Origin of the sequence: Streptomyces iakyrus, assembly GCF_000717055.1 — a bacterium.
In the GTDB taxonomy this organism is placed as follows: Bacteria; Actinomycetota; Actinomycetes; order Streptomycetales; family Streptomycetaceae; genus Streptomyces; species Streptomyces iakyrus.
The window spans coordinates 113,111-131,173 of the sequence record NZ_JNXI01000001.1 but is presented as its reverse complement, the minus strand read 5'-3'; the positions used below and the strand labels follow the sequence as shown (position 1 = coordinate 131,173).

The window sequence follows — 18,063 nt, the reverse complement described above, 5'->3', positions numbered from 1 at the left end:
AGTGGGCGAGGAGGGGGTGAGAGGGAAAGGCAGAGGGTCAGACGGCGGCGAGCACCTGGTCGGCCGCAGGGGCGAACGGCGCCGACTCCGCGCTGATCGCCCGCTCCTCCCACGCCTCCCGGTCGCGCAGATACAGCGGGGCTCCGACGGTGATGGAGCGCGTGTCGGCACCGCCGTTGCGCAGCCGCCAGGTCACGGACCCGGTGGTGCGGGCGGCGCAGGCGTCGATGAACACCTGTGCCGCGAGCCGCAGTTCGCCGAACCAGCGGCCTTCGAGGGCCTCACGTGTCCAGACCTGCTCCAGATGCCTCTTCTCGCGGATGAGTTCGGCGTCCAGGCAGGCGCTCTCGACGTGCCGGTAGCCGCTGAGCAGCAGCCAGGCGGCGGGCATCTCCCGGATCTCGAGGACCTTCTCGCCGTGGTCGAGGTGCTCAAGGCCGGAGTAGCGGCCGAGTCCGTACGCGCCGACCCTCCGGTTGAGGCGGTCGATCAGCACGGTCAGAGGCAGCGGCTCTCCGTCGAGAGCCACGGGCAGTCCCTGCTCGAAGGTGACGGTGAGGGTGTCGGTGTCGCCGGGGAGGGCGGTCGGCCGGCTCCAGGTGTACATCTCCTCGGGGACCTCGTGGAGCTCGGGGTCGTCGAGGATGCCCGACTCGAACTCGCGGCACCACAGGTTGGAATCGCCGCTGACGATCCGTCCGGCGAGCAGGTCGATGCCGGCGTCGCGCAGCTCGGCGAGCTTGTCGTCGCGCGTGACGGGATCGAGGTCGTAGGGGCTGCCGAACATGCCCTCGTAACCGAGCAGCGTCAGCGCACCGTTGAGGCGGCGCAGGGTGTTCTGGGAGCGGTTGGCGGTGTGCAGCACGGCCTGCGCGCCGAGCGTACGGGCGAGTTCGACCGCGCTGTGCGCGATCAGCGGACGGCTCAGCGTGGAGCTGACGGGGTGGATCCCGAGGTACACGGCTTGGGCGGCGATCGCGGGAGCGACGTACGCCTCGGCGAACTCGGCCCGCCGGTGGAGGATGTGGATCGTCGCGCCGAGCGCCTCGGCGACCTGGCGCTTGTAGGTACTGGACTCGTCCTCGCCGATGTCGACGCTCACGGCGTGCACCTCGCGGATGCCCATCCGCCGCAGCCGCAGCAGCAGATACGAGCTGTCGAGCCCGCCGCTGAACAGTGTCACCACGGGGCGGTCCGGGTCCAGGGAGTCGAGCTGCGAGAAGGAACGTATGAGCGGGGAACGCATGGCCTCTCCAACCTCTGCACTGGTCACAGACAAGGAGACTTCCGTGCGGACCCCCGCCGAACAATGCATCCCCGTAGTCCGCGCCCGGCCATGACCGGACCCGGACGCGGAGCTTCAGGCCGATCACAGGTGGGAAAGGCGACGGCCCCGGGGATCAGGGGGCCGCCGCCTTCGGTCCAGAGGAACAGCTCCTGGGGCTGCCCGCAATGTTCCCCCTTGCTATGAGCGGCCGTATCCGGGACGACGGTTCCGGCTGTGAACTGGTGCGCTCTCCACGGCCTCGCTTCGTAGGTGACCCGGGTCATGTGGGGCGCTTCACTGCCGGGGCGTCTCGAACGTGACCGGCGTCTCGAAGGCCGCCCGGCGGGTGGCGCGGCGCAGCGCCCGGAGCACCGTAGGGCCGAGTGAGAGCGTCAGGACGACCGTGACGACGGCCCGTCCCAGGTCCCAGCCGAGCGACGTGGCGACGCAGTACGCGACGAAACGGGCCAGGTTCGCGGCGACCGGCGCGTGCGGATCGAAGGCCACGTTCGAGGCGAGAGCGCTCATGAAGGGCCAGCCCGCCATGTTCATCACCGTGCCGTAGGCGAACGCGGCGAGGAAGCCGTAGCCGGCGAGCATCGCGAGTTCGGCCCGGCCGCGCAGCCGGTCCGGGCCCGGCAGCAGGCCCGCGCCCATCGCGAACCAGCCCATCGCCAGCATCTGGAACGGCAGCCACGGCCCGACCCCGCCCGTGAGCAGCGCCGACGCGAACATGGTCACCGAGCCGAGGACGAACCCGAAGCCCGGGCCGAGCACCCGGCCGCTCAGCACCATCAGGAAGAACATCGGCTCGATCCCGGCGGTACCCGCGCCGATCGGCCGCAGGGCGGCCCCCGTGGCGGCCAGCACGCCGAGCATCGCGACCGCCTTCGGGCCGAGACCGGACTCCGAGATCGCCGCGGCCACGACCGCCACGAGCAGCACCAGCAGGCCCGCGAAGAGCCAGGGCGCGTCCTGCGCGTGCGCGCCGATCCGCGAGCCGGGCGGGGCGAGGAAGGGCCAGCCGAAGCCGGCGACGCCCACCGCACTGACCAGCGCCAGGGCGGTGAGGGAGCGGGGGCCGAGGCGGACGGCCCGGGCCTGCCGTTGTGTGCTCACGAGGTGGCCTCGGGAAGCAGGGCCGCGCGGACCTGTGCGACCGTGAGCCAGTGCTGGGGCGCCAGGATCTTGGTGACCTGCGGGGCGAACGACGGGGAGGAGACCACGACCTCGGCCGTCGGGCCGTCAGCGATCACCTCGCCCTCGGCCAGCAGCACCACCCGGTGGGCGATCTCCGCCGCGAGCTCCACGTCGTGCGTGGCCAGGACGATGGCGTGCCCCTCGGCGGCCAGCGCGCGCAGCACCGTGACCAGCCGGGCCTTCGCCGCGTAGTCCAGGCCCCGGGTCGGCTCGTCCAGCAGGATCAGCGGGGGCCGGGCGGTCAGCACGACGGCCAGGGCGAGCGCGAGCCGCTGCCCCTCCGAGAGGTCCCGGGGGTGGGTGTCGTCGGTGACGCCGGGCAGCAGCTCGGTGACCAGGGTCCGGCAGGTGCCGGGGTCCGCGCCGGCGTCCTGGTCGGCCGCCGCGCACTCGGCGGCGACGGTGTCGGCGTAGAGCAGGTCGCCTGGCTCCTGGGGGACCAGGCCGACCTTGCGGACGAGGTCCTTCGGTGCGGTGCGGTGGGGGGTGGCTTCGCCGACCCGGACGGTTCCCGAGGTGGGCTTGACCAGGCCGACCAGGGCGTTGAGGAGGGTGGACTTTCCGGCGCCGTTGCGGCCCATGAGGGCGATGGTCTCGCCGGGGGTGATGGTGAGGTCGATGTGGCTGAGAGCTTGGATGCGGCCGCGGGAGACGGAGAGGGCTCGTACTTCGCCTACGGGGGTGGGGTGGGCGGATCGCTTGCGGGTGCGGGTCGTCTGTGGCTTGTCGCGCCCACGCGGCGGCAGCCGCACATCGACCGCAGCCCCGCGCCCCTGAAGAGGGGCGTTTTCCAGCTGTTGCTTCAGATCTCCTGCCCTGCGGCGGGCGTCGCGGACCGTCAGGGGTAGCGGGGTCCAGCCCGCCAGGCGGCCCAGGGCCACCACCGGCGGGTACACCGGGGACACGGCCATCACCTCGGCCGGGCCGCCCAGGACCGGGGAGGCGCCCGGGGCGGGCAGGAGGACGACCTGGTCGGCGTACTGGATGACGCGTTCCAGGCGGTGTTCGGCCAGGAGGACCGTCGTGCCGAGGTCGTGGACGAGCCGCTGGAGGACCGCCAGCACCTCCTCAGCGGCCGCCGGGTCCAGCGCGGAGGTCGGCTCGTCCAGGACGAGGACGCCCGGGTGCGGGGTGAGGACCGAGCCGATCGCGACGCGCTGCTGCTGGCCGCCGGAGAGCGTGGCGATCGGCCGGTCGCGCAGGCCGGCCAGGCCCAGCAGGTCGAGGGTCTCCTCGACGCGGCGGCGCATCACGTCCGGGGCCAGGCCCAGCGACTCCATGCCGTAGGCGAGTTCGTCCTCGACGGTGTCCGTGACGAAGTGGGACAGCGGGTCCTGGCCGACCGTCCCCACGACATCGGCCAGTTCGCGCGGCTTGTGGGTGCGGGTGTCGCGGCCGGCGACCGTGACCCGGCCGCGCAGGGTGCCGCCGGTGAAGTGCGGGACGAGTCCGCTGACCGCGCCCAGGACGGTGGACTTGCCGACGCCGGACGGGCCCGCCAGCAGGACGAGTTCACCTTCCGGGACCTCGAAGTCGATGCCCCGGACGGTGGGTTCGGCGGCCCCGTCGTAGGTCACGGAGACATCCTCGAAGCGGATCACGACAGCTCCTTGGGGTCGGGGGCGACGAACGCGGGCAGCAGGCCGAGCAGTACGGCCGCGGCCGGCCAGAGGGGGAGGGCGGGAGCGACCAGGGGCACCACGCCGGGGTGGAGGGCCGCGGGGTCACGGGCCGCGGCGAGGGCGAGCAGGGCCGCCGTCGCGACGCCGGAGGCGACGACCAGCCAGGCGCGCACGTCCCAGCGGTCCGGGCGGTAGCGGGTGCGCAGCGACCGGCGGCCGCCGAGCTTGAGACCCGCGAGGGCGGCGGCCAGACCCGCGAGGAGCACGGGGAGACCGTAGGCGGCGCCTTCGGCCGTGAGGAGGCCGTACGTCCCCGCGCAGACGCCGAGCAGACCGCCGAGGGTGAGGGCGGCGGTGGTACGGCGTACGCCGGGCGGAACCTGGGCGGTACGGCCGTAGCCGCGGGCGTCCATCGCGGCGGCCAGGGCCACGGAACGCTCCAGCGCGCCCTCCAGGACCGGGAGCCCCACGTGCAGCAGGCCCCTGACGCCGTTGTCCGGGCGTCCGCGCAGCCGGCGTGCGGCGCGCAGCCGCCGGACGTCGGCGATGAGGCTCGGGGCGAAGGTGAGGGCGACGACGACCGCGACGCCCATCTCGTACAGGGCGCCCGGGAGGGACTTGAGGAGACGGGAGGGGTTGGCGAGGGCGTTCGCGGCGCCCACGCAGATGAGCAGCGTGGCCAGCCGCATCCCGTCGTACAGCGCGAAGGTGAGGGCTTCCGCGGTGACCTCGCCGCCGAGGCGGATGCCCTGCGCCCAGGCGGGGAGGGGGAGTTCCGGCAGCGTGAGGAGGGTGTGCGTGCCCGGGACGGGGGAGCCGAGGACGATCGCGAAGACGAGGCGGATCAGGATCACCGCGAGGGCGAGCTTGACGAAGGCGCCGTAGGAGCGGGACCAGGGGGTGTCGGGGCGGCGCGTCGCCACGACGTAGGCGGAGACCGAGATGAGGAGTGCGAGGAGCAGGGGGTTGGTGGTGCGGGTGGCGGCGGTGCCGAGGGAGAGGGACCACAGCCACCAGGCTCCCGGGTGCAGGTGTGCCCGGCGTTGCCGCCCCGGCCGGGGCGGCTGCGCAACCCGGCGCTCCGCAGTGCCGGCACGACGGCCCGCAGGCTGGGCGGGACGGCTAGCCACGCCGCCGTACCTGCCAGATCGCCGCGCCGCCCAGGACCACGACCACGGCGATACCCGCGAGCAGTCCGAGCGACGGCCCGCCGTCCGAGGGGGAGGTCTTCTCCGCCGCAGGCCGCTCCCGCTGCTCCTCGGAGACCTGTTCGCCGCAGCCCTTCTCCGGATAGCCCGAGATCGCGCACAGCAGGGCGTTGGTGTCGTAGCGCAGCGGCTTCGCCACCGCGGCCAGGGCCTCGGCCGTCGTCGCGTCGGGGGAGACCCGGGCGCAGGCCGTGCGGGCGGCGGGCGGGGATGCGCCGCCGGGGGCGTCCGACGCTGTGCCGAAGTCGATGACCAGGGCCACCCGCTTCCTGCCCTCCTGCGCGGGCGTCTTCGCGCAGATCGTCGCGAAGTCGGCCGTTCCGCGCGGCCGGACCGCGCTCGCGGAGTCCTCGCTCACCGCGAAGCGGAAGCCCTGGACGTCGCCGTCCGAGGGGCGGGCCAGGGACGGACCCTGGGTGGCGTAGACCCAGCGGCCGGCGTCGCGCTCCCAGAACGACCAGTACCGGTAACCGGCGGCCTGGGCCTGGCCCGCGCCCGCGCACAGCAGGAGCGAGGCCAGGAGGAGGAGAACGGCCCGGCGGATCACAGCTGCTGCTGCTTCTTGCGGCCGGTGAACAGGAAACCGATGCCGATGCCGGCGACCAGGCAGACGCCGACGTACCACCAGACCCCGAAGAAGTCCGAGCCGGAGTCCTCCTTCTCGTCCGCGGCCTCGGACGTGGTCTTTTCGGCGGTCTGCGGGGCCGGGCCCGTCGCGCCCAGCTGCTTGACGAGGTTCGCGCCGCCGAAGTCACGCGGGTTCGTGCCCGTCGCGTGGGCGGCGAAGATCAGCTGGGCGTAGGCGGCCGGACCGCTCTGCGCGGCCCAGGACGCGGAGTTCTTCTCCAGCCACCGCACGGACCTCTCCGCCTGCGCGGTGTCCCCCTGCGCGGCGAGCGCGACGACCGCGTCGGCGGTGTTGCCGAAGTCGGGCTGGGGCTCGGCACCGGCCAGCGCGGACATGAGGTGGTCGCCGTCCTTGGCGAGGGCGGCGGTGAGGTAGCCCGCGCCGTTCGCCGCCGCCTGCCGCGGCGTCGTGGCCTTCTCGCAGGTCGCCTCGGACTTCTTGCCGGGCTCGACGACCATGCCCTTGCCCAGCGCGCCGAGCACACCGGCCGCCGTGGCGTCCGCGTTGGCGGCGAGCTCGCCCTTCTTGTCCGGCTGGAACGCGAAGGCGCCGTCGCCGTCCCCGCTGCAGGGCAGGGCGAGCTTCAGCAGCGCGTCGTAGGGCGACTTGCCGTCCTTCTCGACCTGGTCCGGCTTCTCGCCCGCGGCGGTGAGCGCGCCGATGACGATCGCCGTCGAGTTGGTGTCGCTGGCCCCGCCGGGCGCGTAGCCCCAGCCGCCGTCCTCGTTCTGCACGGACTTCAGCCAGCCGACGGCCTTGCGGGTGACGGCGTCGTGCCCGCCGAGCCCGGTGAGGGCCTGCACGGCGGCGGACGTGGCGTTGGTGTCGAGCAGGGTCTTGGCGTCACACGCGGTGGTGGGATCGGGCCGGTAGGAGGCGAAGCCGCCGTCCGCGCACTGCTGCCGCACCAGCCACTGCACGGACTTCGCCGCCGGCTTCACACCCACGGTGTCCTGCGCGAGCAGCGCGAGCGACTGGCGCCAGACGCCGTCGTACTTCGGGTCCTTGTCGCCGTACAGGGCGGAGGGGAACGCCTGGGAGGGCGACGGGGACGGGTCGGCGGCGGCCGGGGTGGCGGCGCCGATCACGGCGACGGCGGCCAGGACCGCGGCGCTGCGGCGGACGTTCATGATCGGCGGGTGCCTCTCCCTGTGGGGGAGCCGGGCAGCACGGGACACCCCGGCGGCTCGGCTCCGTATACCTCGACGGTGCCGTGCCCGGCGGTCTGCCGGGCACGCGAGCCGGTCACGAAACCGTACGGGGCGATCCGGCTCACCGCCTGGGTGGCGGTTCACGGTTGCGGGTCAGCGCCGGAATTGCACCGGCTTCCCCCCGTACGGTGTGATGACGACGCGCTTACTGTACCCGCACGTAGGAATCCGGCCGAGGGGCCCGGGTGGGGCCTTGGTCACGTGCGACGTGCGACGTGCCACGTGCCGGTGGGGCAGCGCTGCGGAATGGTCCGGTGCCGGGGTGCGGGCAGCCGGGCGCTCGGCCCCGGACACGCTGCGGGTACCGGCCGACGTCGTGGCTCGGTCCCCCGTGCCGGGCGTGTGACCGCGGGGTGGCTCGGCCTGACGCCGGCGGAGCGCCCGGCAGTCGGGGGCCGGCCAAGACAGGGGGCGACTCGGGCCTCGATGAGGTGGCGCGGATGCGGGGTAGCTTCGCTTCATGGCGATCACACCACCGGCGGGAAGGCTGCTCGGATCCGGGCGGCGGGCCGATGTGTTCGAGATCGACGCGGCGTGGGTGGTGCGCCGGGAGCGGGGCGATGGGGGTGACGCGGCGGCCGAGGGCGCCTTGATGGAGCACGTGCGCGCCCACGGCTATCCCGTGCCCCGGGTCCGGCCCTCCGGTTCGCGCACCGACCTGGTGATGGAACGCCTCACCGGCCCGACCATGCTCCAGGCCTGCCTCGCGGGCACCCTGGAGATGGCCGAGGCGGGCTCGATCCTCGCCCGGCTGCTGCGCGACCTGCACGCCGTTCCCGCGCTGCGCGCCACCGACCCGGCCGTCCGTGTCCTGCACCTGGACCTGCACCCCGAGAACGTGATCATCACCCCCGACGGCCCTCGCGTCATCGACTGGTCGGACGCGGAGGAGGGCGACCCGGGCCTGGACTGGGCGGCGACCGCGGTGGTCCTCGCGCAGGCCGCCGTCGCCGGAGACTCCCTCTCCGCCCCCGCGGACACCATGCTGACCGCCCTCCTCGACGGCCCGTCCCCGCTCACCCGCACGGCACTGACCGAGGCCCTGCGCCGCCGGGGTGCCAATCCGACGATGGGCCGGGCCGAAGTCGAACTCCTCGATACCGCAGCCGAGTTGATCCTCTCCAGGGCGCGGACCGGCTAACGTGGGGCTTCCCGACCACTCACGCAGGAGCGTCCATGACCGATCAGGCGGAGACCCCCGAGCAGGAGCCGTTCCCCAAGATCGACACCTCGGTGCCGCACTCGGCCCGGATCTGGAACTACTGGCTGGGCGGGAAGGACAACTACGAGGTCGACCGGGTGGCCGGTGACGCGTTCCGCGAGATCTTCCCCGGCATCGAGACCGGCGCCCGCGCCGCCCGCTACTTCCTCGCCCGGGCCGTCCGCCACCTGGCCGCCGAGGAGGGCATCCGCCAGTTCCTGGACATCGGCACCGGCCTGCCCAACGTCGACAACACCCACCAGATCGCCCAGCGCGTGGCCCCGGAGAGCCGGATCGTCTACGTCGACAACGACCCCCTGGTGCTGGCCCACGCCCGCGCGCTGCTCACCAGCACGGCGGAAGGCGTCACCAACTACGTCGACGCCGACCTGCGCGAGCCGGGCACGATCGTCCGGGAGGCCGGGAAGACCCTGGACTTCGACCGGCCCGTCGCCCTGATGCTGATGGGCATCCTCGGCCACATCGAGGACCACGACGAGGCCCGCTCGATCGTCCGGCAGCTCGTGGACGCCCTGCCCCCCGGCAGCTACCTCGTGCAGTACGACTCCACCGACACGGACGAGGACTACGTCCGCGCCATCCAGCAGTACAACGACGGCGGTTCGATCCCGTACATCCTGCGCAGCCCCGAGCAGATCGCGCGCTACTTCGATGGCCTGGAGCTGCTCGAACCGGGCGTGGCCTCCTGCTCGCGGTGGCGTCCCGACGCGGCGGCCCTGGGGCTTCCCGCCGAGGTGCACCAGTACGGCGGCGTCGCCCGCAAGAACTGAGCGCTCAGGTCTCCTGAAGGATGCGGTGCAGGATGGTCGGAGTCTCGTCCGGCGACTCGGCTTCGACCACCAGCCGGTTCATGGCGTCCCAGTAGCACTCGATGTCGGCCGGCCGGTCGGGGTAGAGCGCGCCGGTGAGCTGCTCCAGGTAGACCACGTCGGGCAACTGCCCGCCGGGCAGCCGCAGAATGGTGACCGGACCGCCCTCCGCGGCGTGCGCGCCGGCCGCGAACGGCAGGATCTGCACCGTGACGTGCGGCAGCCCGCACATGGCGATGAGATGCCTGAGCTGATCCCGCATCACCCGGATACCGCCCACCGGGCGGCGCAGCGCCGCCTCGTCGATCACGGCCCACAACCGGGTCGCCGGCTGCCGGTGCAGGATTCGCTGGCGGGCCATCCGCAGCGCGACCCGGCGGTCGGTCTCCGCCGCCCCCGCGTCCGGGTGGGCGAGCCGGACGTCGGCCCGGGCGTAGCCGGGGGTCTGCAACAGGCCGGGGACGCGCTGGACCCGGAAGCAGCGGATGAGGCTCGCCGCCTGCTCGGCCCCGAGGTAGGTCTGGGTCCAGGTGGGCACCACATCGCTGTAGTACCGCCACCAGGCAGGGGTGTTGGCCTGCTCGGCCAGCGCCAGCAGGGTGGCCCGCTCGGCCTCGTCGGTGACGCCGTAGAGGGTGAGCAGATCGGCGACGTCACGCAGTTTGAAGCCGTGGCGGCCGGCCTCCATCCGGCTGATCTTGGAGGAGGAGGCGCGGATGACGTGCCCGGCGTCCGCCCGGCCGATGCCCCGCTCCTCCCGCAGCCCGCGCAGCCGGGCGCCGAGGGCGAGGCGCGGCACCATGGGCCCGGTGCATTCGCCGTCCAGGGCCCCGCTGCCGGTCGTCGTGCGTGCGGCCTCTTCGGTGCCCATGGGCGTCTCTCCCGGTGCGAGCGTTGCGTCCGACCATCCTAGGCCGTGTCCGCACGACCTGGGGGGCGCCAGGCAACGTCAAGAGCCCTGTGACGCGGGCACGTTCGGACGCGGGGTGGGTCCGCCGAAGGGAAGGTGGAGGGTTCGTGAGGCGAGCAGCCAGGTCCCGTCGCCGGCCCGGCGGAAGGTGTCCTCGTAGTGCCCGATCTGGACCGGCGGACCGGCCGGGACGACACCGCCCTCGTAGCCGTCGACGCGGTACGTCGTGAAGTAGGAGACCGCCCGGGCCGTGTCCGGCGAGGTCACCGTGACCAGGACGTTGGACATCATGCGGCGGGACAGCCGGTCGGCCGGACGGGATCCGAAGTACGCGCGGAGAGCGTCGCGTCCCTCGACCCGCCGCCCGTCGTGCGGCCACTGCCAGACGCCGTCCTCCGTGAACAGCTCGGCGACGGAGGAGGGTTCGCCCAGGTCGAGCCGGTGGACGAAGTCCAGGATCAGGCGCTCGCAGGCGCGTTCGGCGAGGAGGTGCTCCATGGGGTCCATGGGGGTTCTTAGCATTCCTCCGGGCCATCCGGCGACACGGTTGCACCTGGCCTTGCCCGTTGCCTACACCGCCGCGTACCTCACCGGCTCGCCCCCCGGCACCGCCTCCGCCCGGCCCAGCTTCACCAGCCGCCGCAGATGCGCCTCGGCCTCCGAGACGGCGATGGTGCGGGAACCGTACGGGATCTCGGCCCAGGGGCGGTTCCACTCCATGCGCTCGGCGAGCTGCCAGGGGGTGAGGGGCTCGGCGAGCAGCGCCAGCAGGGCGGTCAGGCGGGACTCGTGGTGCGTGAGCAACTCGCGTACGCGCCCGGCGGCGTCGGAGAACGGGTGCTGGTGGGCGGGGAGGACCTCGGCGGGGGCCAGCCTGCCGACGCGCTCCAGGGAGTCGAGGTAGTCGCCCAGGGGGTCGGTGACGGTGGCGTCGTCCGGATCCTCGTAGAGGCCGATGTGCGGGGTGATGCCGGGCAGCAGGTGATCGCCGGAGAACAGGCGGCCCCGGCCCGGGAGCCGGGCCGGGTGGGTCTCCTCCAGGTGGAGGCAGACGTGGCCCGGTGTGTGCCCCGGGGTCCAGATCGCGCGCAGGCGGCGGCCGGGCAGCGCCAGGAGTTCGCCGGGGACGATGTCGCGGTCGGGCAGCGCGGGGGAGAGGCCGGGCAGGGCGCGCGGGCGGGGCGCCCGCAGCGGGGCGATGTGTTCCTCGGGGGCGCCGGCCGCGGCGAGTTTGGCCGCCATGTACGTGAACCAGCGCTCGGGGCGGGCCTCACGGGTCCGCATTACGACCGCGGTGTCCGCCGCGTGCATCGCGATCCATGCGCCCGACGCCTCCCGGACCCGGCCGGACAGGCCGTGGTGGTCCGGGTGATGGTGGGTGATGACCACGCCGTGGATCTCGGCGGCCGAGGTGCCGCAGGCCGTGAGGCCCTCCGCGAGGGTGTCCCAGGACTCCGGGTCGTCCCAGCCGGTGTCGATCAGCACCGGGCCGCGGTCGGTGTCGACGACGTACACCAGCGTGTGGCCGAGCGGGTTGTCCGGGATCGGGACCCGCAGGGACCGGACGCCTCCGCCGTGATCGGTCACCTGTGTCATGGGCTCCCCTGTCGCCGGCTCCCCGTCACTATAACTAGAACGGGTTCCAATAGGGGTCCCCCGGTGATGCGCGGTCCGTGGACTCCTCGGGGCGGGGCTGGTATCAGTGGGCATATCTGATGAACCGTCAGAGAACGCTCCCGGGGAGGCAGTCGGCCATGACCGAGCTCGTGGAACACGGACAGCTGTTCATCGGCGGGGAGTTGACCGACCCCCTGGGCCAGGACGTCATCGAGGTGATCTCGCCGCACACCGAGGAGGTCATCGGACGCGTCCCGCACGCCTCGACGGCGGATGTGGACCGGGCCGTGGCGGCGGCCCGGCGCGCGTTCGACGAGGGGCCCTGGCCGCGCATGAGCCTCGACGAACGGATCGAGATCGTGGGCCGGATCAAGGACGCCATCGCCCTCCGGCACGACGAGATCGCCCGCGTGATCTCCGCCCAGAACGGCTCGCCGTACTCCTGGAGCGTCCTCGCCCAGGCGCTCGGCGCGGTGATGGTCTGGGACTCGGCGATCACCGTCGCCCGGAACTTCACCCACGAGGAGCGCCGTGACGGCGTGCTGGGCCGGATCCTCGTACGGCGTGAGCCCGTCGGGGTCGTGGCCGCCGTGGCCCCCTGGAACGTCCCGCAGTTCGTCGCCGCCGCCAAGCTCGCCCCGGCCCTGCTCACCGGCTGCACGGTCGTCCTCAAGCCGTCGCCCGAGTCGCCGCTCGACGCCTATCTGCTCGGCGAGATCGCTCGCGAGGCCGGGCTGCCGGAGGGCGTGCTGTCGATCCTGCCCGCCGACCGGGACGTCAGCGAGTACCTGGTCGGGCACCCCGGCGTCGACAAGGTGTCCTTCACCGGGTCGGTCGCGGCCGGCAAGCGCGTGATGGAGGTCGCCGCGCGCAACGTCACCCGCGTGACGCTCGAACTGGGCGGCAAGTCGGCGGCCGTCGTGCTGCCCGACGCGGACGTCGAGACGGCCGTGGCGGGCATCGCCCCGGCGGCCTGGATGAACAACGGGCAGGCCTGCGTCGCCCAGACCCGCATCCTCCTGCCGCGCTCCCGCTACGACGAGTTCGCCGACGCCCTCGCCGCCGCGGCGGGCGCCCTGACGGTCGGCGACCCGCTGGACCCGGCGACCCAGGTGGGCCCGCTGGTGGCCCGGCGGCAGCAGCAGCGCAACCTCGACTACATCCGCATCGGCCAGGAGGAGGGCGCCAAGATCCTCACCGGCGGCGGACGCCCGGCCGGCCTGGACCGCGGCTGGTACGTCGAGCCGACCCTCTTCGGCGACGTCGACAACTCCATGCGCATCGCCCGCGAGGAGATCTTCGGCCCGGTGATCTGCCTGCTGCCCTACGACGACGAGTCCGACGCCGTGAAGATCGCCAACGACTCCGACTACGGGCTGAGCGGCAGCGTGTGGACGGCGGACGTCGAGCACGGCATCGACATCGCGCGCCAGGTCCGCACGGGCACGTACTCCGTCAACACCTTCAGCCTGGACATGCTCGGCCCCTTCGGCGGCTACAAGAACTCCGGCCTGGGCCGGGAGTTCGGGCCCGAGGGGTACGGCGAGTACCTGGAGCACAAGATGATCCACCTCCCGGCCCAGGCCTAGCGATGGGCGACCGCTGGCACGTCGAGGTCGACCGTTCCCTGTGCATCGGCTCGGCGCAGTGCCTCCACCACGCGCCGGACGGCTTCCGCCTGGACACCGCCCGCCAGTCCCGCCCCACGGCCCCCGACATGGACGCGAACGAGCGGGTGCTGGAGGCGGCCGAATGCTGCCCGGCGGAGGCGATCACGATCACGCTGGGGGACAGCGGGGAGGCGGTGTTCCCACCGGACGAGTAGCGCCCGGAGCACCGGCACCGTGGCGCCCGAAAAATCACGGATCAGGGGGTTCCATTCCCCTTCGGGCGTTCTATCCTGGAAATCGGCCTACGAGGCGAGTGAGGGAGTCCGACCGGAGTAGCCGACGTCGGCGGGAAGCTTCAGTTCCGGCTTCCGCTGGTGCCGACTGCGACGGTAGGGCTGAGAGGCCGGAAGGACGCAGGGCCGCAAGGCCGGGCGCCCGGAAGGCGACCCCCATCACCTGATCCGGACCATGCCGGCGAAGGGAACCCGTCTCGTAGGTCCTTGGCGTGTCCGGGCGTCTACCGAGGGGCTGGTGCCGTCAGGTCGATCAGGCGGCACACCGTCTCGATGTCGATCTTCACCTGGGCGATCGAGGCCCGGCCCGACAGCCAGGTGATCAGCGCGGAGTGCCAGGTGTGCTCGATGACCCGGACGGCCGAGAGCTGCTCGGGCGTCGGATTCTCCTGGCCCATCGCGTCCAGGATGATCGCCGTCGTCTGGCGGGAGACCTGGTCGACCTCGGGGCTCACGCTGCGGTCGGCGAAGGTGAGGGCGCGGACCATCGCGTCGGCCAGGTGCGGCTCGCGCTGCAACGCCCGGAAGGCCCGCATCAGCGTCTCCGCGACCCGCTCGGCGGCCGTCTCGCCCTGCGGGGGCTTCTTCCGCAGGGTGCCGTGCATGTGCTCCAACTGGTCCTGCATGGTGGCGACCAGCAGGTGGATCTTGGACGGGAAGTAGCGGTACAGCGTGCCGAGTGCCACCTGCGAGGACTCCGCGACCTCGCGCATCTGCACGGCGTCGAAGCCGCCCCGGCTGGCCAGCTGCGCACTCGCGTGCAGGATCCGGCGGCGGCGGGCCTCCTGCCGCTCCGTGAGGGGCGGGGAGGCGGGGGCTGCCGCTCTGGCTTCCACCTTGGCCGGCTTGTTCACCTTGGCGCTCACCTTGGCTTCCGCGGGCATGTGTCGGTCCCGTTCCGTGACCGTCCGTGAGGACGAGTGATCACACAGCATGGCACGGCGCCGGTCGTGGCGTGAATCACCTGATCCACTGCTCACAGCACCCCTACCTGCCGGTAGATTCAGAGCCTCCGAACGATCAAGTCTGAAACTTGTTCTAGATTAGCGTCCCGGCGTAATCTCGCGGGACAGTGCAGGGAGAAGGGGGCCCAGAGTGACCGCTGAGGCCAGTCAGGCCGGGGCTACGGAGGGCCCCGCCGCCGACGGCTTGCGACCGCTCCACATCGCGCTCCTCACCTATAAGGGAAACCCGTTCTGCGGCGGACAGGGCGTCTATGTCCGGCATCTCTCCCGCGAACTGGCCCGCCTCGGCCACCGGGTCGAGGTCATCGGCGCCCAGCCCTACCCCGTCCTCGACGAGGGCCACGACGGGCTGCGTCTCACCGAGCTGCCCAGCCTCGACCTGTACCGCCAGCCGGATCCTTTCCGCACGCCGGGACGCGGCGAGTACCGCGACTGGATCGACGCGCTGGAAGTCGCGACGATGTGGACGGGCGGCTTCCCCGAACCGCTGACCTTCTCGCTGCGCGCCCGCCGCCACCTGCGCGCCCGCCGCGGCGAGTTCGACGTCGTGCACGACAACCAGACCCTCGGCTACGGCCTGCTGGGCGATGTCGGCGCGCCCCTGGTGACGACCATCCACCACCCCATCACCGTCGACCGGCAGCTGGAGCTGGACGCCGCCGAGGGACGGAAGCGGCGCCTTTCGGTGCGGCGCTGGTACGCCTTCACGCGCATGCAGAAGCGCGTCGCGCGCCGGCTGCCGTCGGTGCTCACCGTGTCCGGCACCTCGCAGCAGGAGATCATCGACCACCTCGGTGTCCGGCGGGACCGCATCCACGTGGTCCACATCGGCGCCGACACCGACCTGTTCTCGCCCGATCCCTCGGTGCCGGTCGTGCCGGGCCGGATCGTGACGACGTCCAGCGCCGACGTGCCGCTGAAGGGCCTGGTGCACCTCGTCGAGGCACTCGCCAAGGTGCGCACCGAGCACCCCGGCGCCCACCTCGTCGTCGTCGGCAAGCGGCCCACCGAAGGACCGGTCGCCCAGGCGATGGAGCGCTACGGCCTCGCCGGGGCCGTCGAGTTCGTCAAGGGCATCTCCGACGCGGAACTCGTCGACCTCGTGCGCTCGGCGCAGGTCGCCTGCGTGCCGTCGCTCTACGAGGGCTTCTCGCTCCCGGCCGCCGAGGCCATGGCCACGGGCACGCCCCTGCTCGCCACGACCGGCGGCGCCATACCCGAGGTCGCCGGCCGTGACGGCGAGACGTGCCTCGCGGTACCGCCCGGCGACGCGGGCGCGCTCGCCGCGGGCCTGGGCCGGCTGCTGGGCGACGCGGAGCTCCGCGCCCGCCTCGGCACGGCCGGGCGCGAACGGGTCCTGCGCCACTTCACCTGGGCCAGGGCCGCGGAGGGCACGGTGGCCCGCTACCGCGAGGCGATCGACCGCGCCGGGGTGCGCGCCGTCCCGCGGACTTCCGGCCTTCCGGCCCCCTCGACCGGTGCCGTGGCCGTAGCCCCGGCAGGCACCGCAGGTGCTGTCTCCGCAGCCCCGGCAGATGTAGAAGGCGTCAACTCCGAAAGCAGGGCCACGTGCTGACCGTCGACTTCTCCCGGTTCCCGCTCGCCCCGGGCGACCGCGTCCTGGACCTCGGCTGCGGTGCCGGCCGGCACGCCTTCGAGTGCTACCGGCGCGGCGCGCAGGTCGTGGCCCTGGACCAGAACGCCGACGAGATCCGCGAGGTCGCCAAGTGGTTCGCGGCGATGAAGGAGGCCGGCGAGGCCCCCGAGGGCGCCACCGCCACGGCCATGGAGGGCGACGCCCTCGCGCTGCCCTTCCCCGACGAGTCCTTCGACGTCGTGATCATCTCCGAGGTGATGGAGCACATCCCGGACGACAAGGGCGTCCTCGCGGAGATGGTGCGGGTGCTGAAGCCCGGCGGGCGCATCGCCGTCACCGTCCCGCGCTACGGGCCCGAGAAGGTCTGCTGGGCCCTCTCCGACGCCTACCACGAGGTCGAGGGCGGCCACATCCGCATCTACAAGGCCGACGAGCTGGTGGCGAAGATCCGCGAGGCCGGCCTGGAGCCGTACGGCACGCACCACGCGCACGCCCTGCACTCGCCCTACTGGTGGCTCAAGTGCGCGTTCGGCGTCGACAACGACAAGGCGCTGCCGGTGCGGGCGTACCACAAGCTGCTCGTCTGGGACATCATGAAGAAGCCGCTGGCCACCCGGGTCGCCGAGCAGGCGCTGAACCCGTTGATCGGCAAGAGCTTCGTGGCGTACGCGACCAAGCCGCACCTGCCGCCTCTGGCCGACACCGACACCGGGGCGGACGCCACGTGACCACTCCCCGGACGGAACACCTGGTCCTGCCCGGGGTGCTCACCGCCGCGCAGGCCGCCGCGACCGTCGCCGGCATCCTCGCCGTGCAGCGCGAGGACGGAGCGATCCCCTGGTTCCGGGGGCACCACCTCGACCCGTGGGACCACGTCGAGGCGGCCATGGCACTCGACACGGCCGGTGAGCACGAGGCCGCCGAACGCGCCTACCTGTGGCTGGCCCGGCACCAGAACGAGGACGGCTCCTGGTACGCCGCCTACACCGACGGCGACCCCGACGCTGTCACCGACCGGGGCCGGGAGACCAACTTCGTCGCCTACATAGCCGTCGGCGTCTGGCACCACTACCTCTCCACCGGCGACGACGCGTTCCTGGACCGGATGTGGCCGGCGGTGTACGCGGCGGTGGAGTTCGTGCTGCACCTCCAGCAGCCCGGCGGGCAGATCGGCTGGCGGCGCGACGACGACGGTACGCAGACCGCGGACGCCCTGCTGACGGGCAGCTCCTCCATCCACCACGCGCTGCGCTGCGCCCTGGCCATCGCCGAGCAGCGTGAAGAGGTCCAACCCGACTGGGAGTTGGCGGCGGGTGCGCTGCGGCACGCCATACGCCACCACCCCGAGCGGTTCCTCGACAAGAACCGGTACTCCATGGACTGGTACTACCCGGTGCTCGGCGGTGCGCTGACCGGTGCGGAGGCCAAGGCCCGGATCGAGCAGGACTGGGAACGGTTCGTCGTGCCCGGGCTGGGCGTGCGGTGTGTGGTTCCCAACCCGTGGGTGACGGGCGGTGAATCGGCCGAACTCGCGCTCGCGCTGTGGGCGATGGGGGAGTCCGACCGGGCGCTGGAGATCCTTCAGTCGATCCAGCACCTGCGGGATCCGGAGAGCGGGCTGTACTGGACGGGGTATGTCTTCGACGACGGCGCGATCTGGCCGCAGGAGTTGACGACGTGGACCGCGGGGTCGTTGTTGCTGGCCGTGGCCGCGTTGGGTGGGCACGAGGCGACGTGCCAGGTGTTCGGTGGGGAGCAACTGCCCATGGGGTTCGAGGCGGAGTGCTGCGCCTGAGGGTGCGGCTCGTGATGGGGCGATGTCCGTTTCGGCGTGAGACCGGGGCAGGGTTCCGGCTGGGCGAGGCGTTTCAGCACGGCGCGAGTGCACCACCACTTCCCGGGGG

General features: G+C 72.8%; 17 protein-coding genes and 1 riboswitch. Of the genes, 7 read left to right on the top strand and 10 right to left on the bottom strand.

Features of this window, described 5'->3' with window-relative positions; translation table 11 throughout:
• Nucleotides 1-37 precede the first annotated feature (37 nt).
• The 6 genes from OO68_RS00550 to OO68_RS00525 all read right to left on the bottom strand — a co-directional run bounded on the left by OO68_RS00550 (nt 38) and on the right by OO68_RS00525 (nt 7,055).
• Nucleotides 38-1,246 carry an argininosuccinate synthase-related protein gene (locus OO68_RS00550; RefSeq protein WP_033306073.1) on the bottom strand — a complete coding sequence of 403 codons (1,209 nt, stop codon included), beginning with the start codon at nt 1,244-1,246 and terminating at the stop codon, nt 38-40.
• A 315-nt stretch (nt 1,247-1,561) separates the two neighbouring features.
• Nucleotides 1,562-2,386: an ECF transporter S component gene (locus OO68_RS00545; protein WP_033306072.1), complete on the bottom strand. Its 825-nt coding sequence runs from the start codon at nt 2,384-2,386 to the stop codon at nt 1,562-1,564.
• The gene (locus OO68_RS00540) at nt 2,383-4,068 is read right to left on the bottom strand and encodes an ABC transporter ATP-binding protein (protein WP_033306071.1); all 1,686 of its coding nucleotides are present in this window, start codon (nt 4,066-4,068) and stop codon (nt 2,383-2,385) included. Before OO68_RS00540 ends, OO68_RS00545 begins: the two co-directional genes overlap by 4 nt.
• Nucleotides 4,065-5,120 (bottom strand): energy-coupling factor transporter transmembrane component T, encoded by a 1,056-nt coding sequence (locus tag OO68_RS00535; RefSeq protein ID WP_245236884.1) that lies wholly within the window; start codon nt 5,118-5,120, stop codon nt 4,065-4,067. The genes OO68_RS00540 and OO68_RS00535 overlap by 4 nt, the downstream gene beginning before the upstream one ends.
• Before the next feature lie 91 nt (nt 5,121-5,211).
• Complete coding sequence (locus OO68_RS00530; RefSeq protein WP_033306069.1) at nt 5,212-5,844, bottom strand: SCO2322 family protein; 633 nt, start codon at nt 5,842-5,844, stop codon at nt 5,212-5,214.
• Nucleotides 5,841-7,055, bottom strand: a complete 1,215-nt coding sequence (locus OO68_RS00525; protein WP_033306068.1) for an SCO2321 family membrane protein — start codon at nt 7,053-7,055, stop codon at nt 5,841-5,843. Before OO68_RS00525 ends, OO68_RS00530 begins: the two co-directional genes overlap by 4 nt.
• A gap of 92 nt (nt 7,056-7,147) precedes the next feature.
• Nucleotides 7,148-7,256, bottom strand: a riboswitch (cobalamin riboswitch).
• 340 nt (nt 7,257-7,596) lie between these two features.
• On the opposite strand from OO68_RS00525, the gene OO68_RS00520 reads away from it, so the two are divergent.
• Nucleotides 7,597-8,277 carry a phosphotransferase gene (locus tag OO68_RS00520; RefSeq protein WP_033306067.1) on the top strand — a complete coding sequence of 227 codons (681 nt, stop codon included), beginning with the start codon at nt 7,597-7,599 and terminating at the stop codon, nt 8,275-8,277.
• A 35-nt stretch (nt 8,278-8,312) separates the two neighbouring features.
• The gene (locus OO68_RS00515) at nt 8,313-9,128 is read left to right on the top strand and encodes an SAM-dependent methyltransferase (protein WP_033306066.1); all 816 of its coding nucleotides are present in this window, start codon (nt 8,313-8,315) and stop codon (nt 9,126-9,128) included.
• A 4-nt stretch (nt 9,129-9,132) separates the two neighbouring features.
• Here the strand turns inward: OO68_RS00515 and OO68_RS00510 are convergent, their stop codons facing one another.
• The 3 genes from OO68_RS00510 to OO68_RS00500 form a co-directional block, all read right to left on the bottom strand.
• The gene (locus tag OO68_RS00510) at nt 9,133-10,038 is read right to left on the bottom strand and encodes a Sco1979 family transcriptional regulator (RefSeq protein ID WP_078625114.1); all 906 of its coding nucleotides are present in this window, start codon (nt 10,036-10,038) and stop codon (nt 9,133-9,135) included.
• Nucleotides 10,039-10,116: 78 nt separating this feature from the next.
• Nucleotides 10,117-10,584 (bottom strand): nuclear transport factor 2 family protein, encoded by a 468-nt coding sequence (locus OO68_RS00505; RefSeq protein ID WP_106974232.1) that lies wholly within the window; start codon nt 10,582-10,584, stop codon nt 10,117-10,119.
• Between the two features lie 63 nt (nt 10,585-10,647).
• Nucleotides 10,648-11,673, bottom strand: coding sequence for a Strvi_7410 family MBL fold metallo-hydrolase (locus OO68_RS00500; RefSeq protein WP_033306064.1), 1,026 nt, complete (start codon nt 11,671-11,673; stop codon nt 10,648-10,650).
• Nucleotides 11,674-11,831: 158 nt separating this feature from the next.
• Here OO68_RS00500 and OO68_RS00495 point away from each other — a divergent pair, with 158 nt between their 5' ends.
• Nucleotides 11,832-13,283, top strand: coding sequence for an aldehyde dehydrogenase (locus OO68_RS00495; RefSeq protein ID WP_033306063.1), 1,452 nt, complete (start codon nt 11,832-11,834; stop codon nt 13,281-13,283).
• 2 nt (nt 13,284-13,285) lie between these two features.
• Nucleotides 13,286-13,519, top strand: coding sequence for a ferredoxin (locus OO68_RS00490; protein WP_033306062.1), 234 nt, complete (start codon nt 13,286-13,288; stop codon nt 13,517-13,519).
• Nucleotides 13,520-13,821: 302 nt separating this feature from the next.
• Here the strand turns inward: OO68_RS00490 and OO68_RS00485 are convergent, their stop codons facing one another.
• Complete coding sequence (locus OO68_RS00485; protein ID WP_033306061.1) at nt 13,822-14,481, bottom strand: TetR family transcriptional regulator; 660 nt, start codon at nt 14,479-14,481, stop codon at nt 13,822-13,824.
• A 211-nt stretch (nt 14,482-14,692) separates the two neighbouring features.
• Between OO68_RS00485 and OO68_RS00480 the strand changes: the two genes are divergently transcribed.
• Genes OO68_RS00480 through OO68_RS00470 form a run of 3 tightly spaced genes read left to right on the top strand, consistent with a single transcriptional unit; the run spans nt 14,693 to nt 17,954 of the window.
• Entirely contained in the window at nt 14,693-16,138 is a 1,446-nt protein-coding gene (locus tag OO68_RS00480) for a glycosyltransferase family 4 protein (RefSeq protein ID WP_033306060.1), read from the top strand.
• Entirely contained in the window at nt 16,132-16,887 is a 756-nt protein-coding gene (locus tag OO68_RS00475; protein ID WP_033306059.1) for a class I SAM-dependent methyltransferase, read from the top strand. The genes OO68_RS00480 and OO68_RS00475 overlap by 7 nt, the downstream gene beginning before the upstream one ends.
• Complete coding sequence (locus OO68_RS00470) at nt 16,884-17,954, top strand: prenyltransferase/squalene oxidase repeat-containing protein (protein ID WP_033306058.1); 1,071 nt, start codon at nt 16,884-16,886, stop codon at nt 17,952-17,954. Before OO68_RS00475 ends, OO68_RS00470 begins: the two co-directional genes overlap by 4 nt.
• Nucleotides 17,955-18,063 lie beyond the last annotated feature (109 nt).